Source organism: Bradyrhizobium sp. CAR08, assembly GCF_052871955.1.
On the sequence record NZ_JBIXJX010000068.1, the window covers coordinates 1 to 2,477 of the forward strand.

Sequence of the window (2,477 nt, forward strand, 5' to 3'; positions counted from 1 at the left end):
GTAAGCGCTGTTCAGCGGCCACCTACCCGATGACGGTGTGATCTGCGAGTCTGCGGTTCGGTTTGGACCGTTAGGCTTAGAATGGACACAGTGCATACTGCTATCACGGAGCCGGTGCGGCGGCTCGAGGTCTTCACCGGAGCCGGTCGTCGGCGGAAGTGGAGCGACGAGGACAAGGTGCGGATCGTCGCGGAGATCGTGGCGAGTGGCGACTCGGTGTGTTCCGTGGCTCGACGGCATGGATTGTCGCCGCAGCAGCTGTTTGGCTGGCGACGTCAGTTGCGAGAAGGAGCAGGCGGTCATTCCGAAGCTGACGAAGTACAGTTTGTGCCGGCGGTGGTGGACGCAGTGGTACCGGCGCCAAGTGCTCACCGGGAGCGCAAAACGGTGCGCAAGGCAGATAGCGGGATCATCGAGATTGAAGTGGACGGCATCACGATCCGAGCCGGTCGTGGAGCGGATACGGCGATGATTGCGTCGATTGTCCAGGCGCTGAAGGTGAGCCGGTGATCGGTCCGTCAGGTGCGGTCCGGGTGATGGTGGCGACCAAGCCGGTAGACTTCCGCAAGGGCATGGAGGGTCTTGCGACCCTGGTGCGCGAGAGCATGGGTGCAGATCCATTCTCGGGAGCTGTTTATGTGTTCCGGGCCAAGCGGGCGGACCGGATCAAGCTGGTGTTCTGGGATGGAACGGGCCTGTGCCTGTTCGCCAAGAGGCTTGAGGATGGGACCTTCCGCTGGCCGAAGATCGAGGACGGTGTGATGCGCCTGTCGGCAGCGCAATTGTCGGCGCTGCTGGAAGGACTCGACTGGCGGCTTGTGCACGAGGCACGGGGGACGCCGGCGCCAGCGCAGCCCGGGTAGTTGTTGGCAGCGCTGCGGCGAAGTGAATCAGGACCGTCGGATGCGTCGCCAGATGGCGGCGAATATGCTCTGATTTGGCTGTGAGCGACGTCCTGCCTGACGATCCGGAGACGCTAAAAGCGATGCTGCTCGCCGAGCGGTGCGAGAGCGAGCGGCTGCGTCAGATCATCAAGGAATTGCAGCGGCATCGGTTTGGCCGACGGGCAGAGACGCTGCCTGAAGACCAGATGCTGCTGGGCCTGGAAGACGTCGAGCAAGTCGCAGCGTACGGCGAGACGGCACAGGACATCAGTGCACCTGAAGGCCGTGATGCGCGAGCTCGCAAGCGCCGGGGCAACCGTGGCGCCTTGCCGGCGCACCTGCCGCGGATCGAGGTCATCGTCGACATCGAGGACAGGACCTGTCCCTGCTGCCAAGGCGAGTTACATCGGGTCGGCGAGGATAGAAGCGAGCGGCTGGACCTGGTCCCGGCGCAGTTCCGGATCCTCGTGACCCGGCGGCCCAAATACGCCTGCCGGGTTTGCGAGGATGGCGTCATGCAGGCGCCAGCTCCGGCTCGGCTGATCGAGGGCGGACTGCCAACGGAAGCAACCGTCGCACAGGTTCTGGTGTCAAAATATGCCGATCACCTGCCGCTCTATCGGCAAGCGCAAATCTATGCACGCCAGGGCATTGAGCTCGATCGTTCAACGTTGGCGGACTGGGTGGGGCAGGCAGCCTTCCATCTGCGTCCCTTGCATGAGCGCCTCCTAGGCAAGCTTAAGCAACGGCCAAAGCTGTTCGCCGACGAGACGACGATGCCGGTGCTCGATCCCGGCCGTGGGCGCACCAAGACCGGTCAGCTCTGGACCTATGCTGCGGACGACCGGCCGTGGGGCGGCGCAGATCCGCCCGGCGTCGCCTATGTCTATGCCCCCGATCGCAAAGCCGATCGACCGATCGCTCATCTGGCAGGCTTCAAGGGGATTCTGCAGGTCGACGGCTATGCCGGTTATGGCAAGCTCGCCGAGCGTGGCGATGTTCGGCTTGCATTCTGCTGGTCGCACATGCGGCGTAACTTCTACGAGCTTGCCACACCCGGTCCGGCGCCCATTGCGAGCGAGGCGCTCAAGCAAATCGCCGAGCTCTATGCCGTCGAGAAGGACATCCGTGGCCGCAGCGCCGAGGGGCGCCGTCTCGTTCGGCAACAGAAAAGCAGACCGCTGGCGGAAGCGTTCGAACGGTGGCTCCGCGCCAAGCTTGCGCTGATCAGTCAAAAGGGCAAATTGGCAGACGCAATCCGCTATGCGCTCTCACGCTGGGAGGGCCTGACGCGCTTCATCGATGATGGCCGTATCGAGCTCGACAACAACGCCGTCGAGCGCTCGATCCGTCCGATCGCACTCAACCGGAAAAATGCACTGTTCGCTGGCTCCGACGGCGGCGCCGAGCACTGGGCCATCATCGCATCCCTGGTAGAAACTTGTAAGCTGAACGACGTCGATCCCCTTGCCTTCCTGACTGACGCGCTCACCAGGATCGTCAACGGTCACCCAAACAGCGAAATCGATCAGCTGCTTCCCTGGGCCTATCGCGCGCAATCCCTCAAAGCCGTGGCCTGAGAACGACGTTTAC

General features: G+C 63.3%; 3 protein-coding genes. All 3 read left to right on the forward strand.

The window, feature by feature from the left end:
* The first annotated feature begins 81 nt into the window (after positions 1-81).
* The 3 genes from tnpA (at position 82) to tnpC (ending at position 2,464) form a co-directional block, all read left to right on the forward strand.
* A complete protein-coding gene (gene tnpA, locus ACIPUD_RS39680; protein ID WP_446482978.1) occupies positions 82-510 on the forward strand; it encodes an IS66-like element accessory protein TnpA in 429 nt (142 codons plus the stop codon).
* Positions 507-863: an IS66 family insertion sequence element accessory protein TnpB gene (tnpB, locus tag ACIPUD_RS39685; protein WP_247295361.1), complete on the forward strand. Its 357-nt coding sequence runs from the start codon at positions 507-509 to the stop codon at positions 861-863. Before tnpA ends, tnpB begins: the two co-directional genes overlap by 4 nt.
* 122 nt (positions 864-985) lie before the next feature.
* On the forward strand, positions 986-2,464 hold the full coding sequence (gene tnpC / locus ACIPUD_RS39690; RefSeq protein WP_247371356.1) for an IS66 family transposase: 1,479 nt from the start codon (positions 986-988) through the stop codon (positions 2,462-2,464).
* The last annotated feature ends 13 nt before the right edge of the window (positions 2,465-2,477 follow it).

What these genes read in the sequence shown, in the direction of transcription:
- tnpA (WP_446482978.1), top strand. Translation starts at nt 82, where the DNA reads ATGGACACAGTGCATACTGCTATCACGGAGCCGGTGCGGCGGCTCGAG.
- tnpC (WP_247371356.1), top strand. Translation starts at nt 986, where the DNA reads ATGCTGCTCGCCGAGCGGTGCGAGAGCGAGCGGCTGCGTCAGATCATC.